Source organism: Salinibacterium sp., from assembly GCF_031364185.1.
Lineage (GTDB): Bacteria > Actinomycetota > Actinomycetes > Actinomycetales > Microbacteriaceae > Rhodoglobus.
Map to the genome: position 1 here is coordinate 1 of NZ_JANLVV010000343.1, position 4053 is coordinate 4053.

General features: G+C 63.0%; 4 protein-coding genes. All 4 read left to right on the forward strand.

Going from position 1 to position 4053, the window contains the following annotated elements; translation table 11 throughout:
• The first annotated feature begins 284 nt into the window (after positions 1–284).
• The 4 genes from RMN95_RS15220 to RMN95_RS15235 are packed head-to-tail and all read left to right on the forward strand — an operon-like array spanning position 285 to position 3987.
• Positions 285–893 carry an acyltransferase gene (locus RMN95_RS15220; RefSeq protein ID WP_309617753.1) on the forward strand — a complete coding sequence of 203 codons (609 nt, stop codon included), beginning with the start codon at positions 285–287 and terminating at the stop codon, positions 891–893.
• Between the two features lie 2 nt (positions 894–895).
• Entirely contained in the window at positions 896–1972 is a 1077-nt protein-coding gene (locus RMN95_RS15225) for a DegT/DnrJ/EryC1/StrS family aminotransferase (RefSeq protein WP_309617754.1), read from the forward strand.
• Positions 1969–2946, forward strand: coding sequence for a Gfo/Idh/MocA family oxidoreductase (locus RMN95_RS15230; RefSeq protein WP_309617755.1), 978 nt, complete (start codon positions 1969–1971; stop codon positions 2944–2946). Before RMN95_RS15225 ends, RMN95_RS15230 begins: the two co-directional genes overlap by 4 nt.
• 15 nt (positions 2947–2961) lie before the next feature.
• Positions 2962–3987 carry an NAD-dependent epimerase/dehydratase family protein gene (locus RMN95_RS15235; protein WP_309617756.1) on the forward strand — a complete coding sequence of 342 codons (1026 nt, stop codon included), beginning with the start codon at positions 2962–2964 and terminating at the stop codon, positions 3985–3987.
• The last annotated feature ends 66 nt before the right edge of the window (positions 3988–4053 follow it).

A 4053-nucleotide genomic window follows, 5' to 3' on the forward strand; every position in this document is an offset into this window, starting at 1 on the left:
CCGGCTTGCGGCGTAGGGCGTCTGTCTTGCAGACGCCGTCGCGCGAATGCCGGCTCAACGACGGCTACGCGGAGATTCTCGTACATCTGGCTTCTTCCACGACTAAGGCCACCGAGGCGAGGGGAAATATTATCGTACCGACCGCACGCACTCTACCTCCAACGGGTACCAGCAGAATCGCTCGTCGGTGGGATGCTCCGGGAGCGGCGCGCAAGACCGAGCCCACCACAATCCCTAGGTAGGATTGTCGTGTTTGAAGATTCTGATTCCTCTCGTCCGGAGATATGTTGAACGCCCCACACCCCAGCGTGCACGAGACCGCCGACGTCGCGGGATCTGCCGTCATTGCGACGACGGCTCGTGTCTGGCACTACGCGCAGGTTAGAGAAGACGCCAAGCTCGGCGAAAATGTCGTGGTGGGCCGCGGAGCATACATTGGCACGGGCGTCGAGGTGGGCGACAGCTGCAAGATTCAGAATTATGCCCTAGTGTACGAGCCGGCCAAGCTCGCGCGCGGCGTCTTTATCGGCCCGGCCGCGGTTCTCACCAATGACCGTTTCCCACGCGCCATCAACGCCGATGGCACCCCTAAGAGCGCTGACGACTGGCACCCCGTGGGCGTAGACGTCCGCGAGGGCGCGTCGATCGGTGCAAGCGCAACTTGCATCGCTCCCGTCGTGATCGGGCGCTGGGCACTCGTAGGGTCGGGCGCTGTCGTAGTGAAGGATGTCCCAGACTTTGCGCTCGTGGTCGGCAGTCCCGCCCGGCGCGTGGGCTGGGTCGGCACAACTGGCCATCCCCTGAAAGAAGATTCACCGGGAGAATGGCTCTGCCCGGTTACCGGAGCGCGCTACCGCGAGGTCAGCGACGACGAATTGATAGAGGTGCAGTAACGATGATTTCAGCAGCACGGCCAGAGATAGGCGATGAGGAGCGCGCGGCGGTCGATCGCGTCATGCGTTCGGGCATGCTCGCCCAGGGGCCCGAGGTCGCGGCGTTCGAGACCGAGTTCTCCGCGATCGTCAACGGGCTGCACTCTGTCGCGGTCAACTCCGGCACGTCGGCCCTGCACATGGCCTTCCTGGCCGCAGGCGTCGGCCCGGGCGACGAGGTAATCGTTCCGTCGTTCAGCTTCGCAGCGACTGCCAACTCCGTGGCCCTGACGGGCGCCACGCCAGTGTTTGTCGACATCGAACTCGACTACTTCGCAACGGATGTGGCTGCAATCGAGGCAGCAGTTACCCCGCGTACGAAGGCGATCATGCCCGTGCACCTGTACGGGCATCCTGCCGACCTGGTCGCCATCAAGGCGATCGCTGAGAAACACGGCTTGCTGCTCTTCGAAGACGCCGCTCAGGCGCACGCTGCATCCGTCGACGGCATTCCCGTGGGTGCCTGGGGCATCGCGGGAAGCTTCTCGTTTTATCCCACGAAGAACATGACCGCGGGCGAGGGTGGCATGATCACGACGCCCTCCGAGGAGGTTGCACGAATGGCACGCGTTCTGCGCAACCAGGGTATGGAACGCCGCTACGAGAACGAGGTCGTGGGGTTCAACACGCGCATGACCGATATCCACGCGGCCATCGGACGGGTGCAGCTCACCAAACTCGCGGGCTGGACCGCACAGCGCCAGGCAAACGCCGCGTTCCTCAACGAGAACCTCGAGGGCGTTGTGACGCCACCTACCGCGCCGGGCGCAGTGCATGTGTTCCACCAGTACACAGTGCGCATCGTCGACCACGATCGTGACGCGTTCGCCGAGCAGCTCGCGCGGCGGGGCGTCGGTAGCGGAGCGTACTACCCAACGCCGATCCATCGCCTCCCGTCATTCAAGCTCAACCTTGACCTTCCGGTTACCGAAGTGGCGACAGCGCAGGTTCTCTCATTGCCTATCTATCCCTCGCTTACCGACGACGAGCTTGGCTCCATCGTCGAAGCGGTTAACACCGTGGCGAAGGCCGGGGCATGACTTTGCGCGCTGGCCTCCTCGGGCTCGGCGTAATGGGACGCAACCACGCTCGAGTGCTTTCGAGTCTCGACGGCGTCGAGTTCGTGGGTGCCTTTGACCCCGCCCCCAGTGTTCCTGACCGCGTGCATGACAGACCCGTTCTACAGGATCTCGATCAGCTTCTCGAGCTCGGTATCGATTACGCGGTAGTCGCAGCGCCCACCGCGAGCCACCTCGAAATGGGCACGCGACTGGCCAACGCCGGTGTGCACGCGATTATCGAGAAGCCGGTCGCCTCCACGGCCGAAGATTCCCGTGCCCTGCGGGACATCTTCGCAGCAAGGGGCCTTGTTGGTGGCGTCGGCCACATCGAGCGCTACAACCCGGCGCTGCGCGCTGCGCGACAGCGCATTGAAGACGGACTGCTCGGCGAGATCTATCAAATCGCCACACGACGCCAGGGGCCGTTTCCGGGACGTATCGCTGACGTTGGTGTTATCAAAGACCTCGCGACGCACGACATCGACCTCACCGCCTGGGTCGCCCAGCAGGAATATGTGTCGGTCAACGCTCGCACCACGTTCCGCAGCGGTCGCCCCCACGAAGACATGGTGACAGCCGTCGGCACGCTTAGCGGCGGCGCAATTGTGTCACACATAGTGAACTGGCTCACCCCTTTTAAGGAGCGGATCACGATTGTCACCGGAGAAAAGGGCGTGCTTGTCGCCGATACTTTAACCGCTGACCTGAGCTTCTATGAGAACGGCCGCATCCAAGTCGCATGGGATCCGGGAGAGTTCCGCGGCGTCTCCGAGGGCGACTCGACGCGCTTTGCGCTCGATCGAAAGGAGCCCCTGCTCGCCGAGCACGAGGCGTTCCGCGATTCCGTGCTCTCCGGCAAAGCGAAGGGGATCGTAACCTTTGCCGAGGGCACGCGCGTCGTGGAGATCGCCGAGCAGCTCGTGGCCGACGGCCTCGACCGACGAATCCGCTAGCCGGTGCATTCAGGCATGAGAAAGGCTTTTGTCATCGGTGGCAGCGGCCAGATCGGCAGCGCAATCTGCGAGCTACTGGCGAAGGAGGGATTTCACGTCAGCGCCGCGCACCGCGGCAGCAAGCCGGGGCCGTCCGTCGACGTGGAGTGGATCGTCTTGGATCGCGAGGACTCTGTCGCGCTTCGCGCTGCTGCGCGCGGATCTGATGTAGTGATTGACACGGTGCCGTACACGGAGTCTCACGCCGACCAGTTGGTTTCTCTCGGAAGTGACGTCGGTTCTCTCATTGCGATCTCAACCGGCTCCGTCTACCAGGGTCGGAACGGGTCGTACTTTGACATCGCCACGAGCGATGCCGACTTTCCGGACTTCCCGGTGCCCATCACTGAAGATTGCGCCACGATAGAAAACGATCGACCCACATATGGTCCTATGAAGGCGGCGATGGAACGCCGTCTCTCGACACGCTCGACGGTTCCGGTAAGCATCTTGCGCCCCGGAGCCGTCCACGGCCCCCGAAGCCCCAAGCTTCGCGAGTTCTATTTCATGCAGCGCGTTTTCGACGGACGCCCTCGAGTTGTTCTCTCACGAGGCGGCGAATCGCGATTCAGCACGTCGTCGACGGCAAACGTGGCGGCGCTGGCGCTCGCCTGTGTTCAGCACCCAGGTGCCGGAGTCCTCAATGCGGTCGACGAGGAAGGGCTGTCAACGCGGGAGATCGCACGCACCGTGTTCGAGGTAATGGGACACGAACCGGAGATTCTTAGTTTCCCCGGTGCCGCAGTCGGCAACTTGGGCGCGACTCCTTGGGACTGCGCCCGACCGTTCGTCTGCTCCATGGAGCGCGCTCGCAATGCAGTAGGGTACGTGCCAGCCGTGAGCTATCGTGAGGCCATCGAACGTGATGTCGAGTGGGTCACGTTGGCGCTGAAAACGCAGACGTGGCAAGAACTCTTTCCCAGTGTGGCTTCCCGCTACGGCACACCGGGCTGGTTCCCGTACGCCGAGGAGGATGCTTGGGCTACGGGCTCGACCGCTTAGACCTCGAAGACTGAGTCAGTCGACGAGGACTAGTGTGTTCCAGTCCTGGCCGATCGTCGACCATTG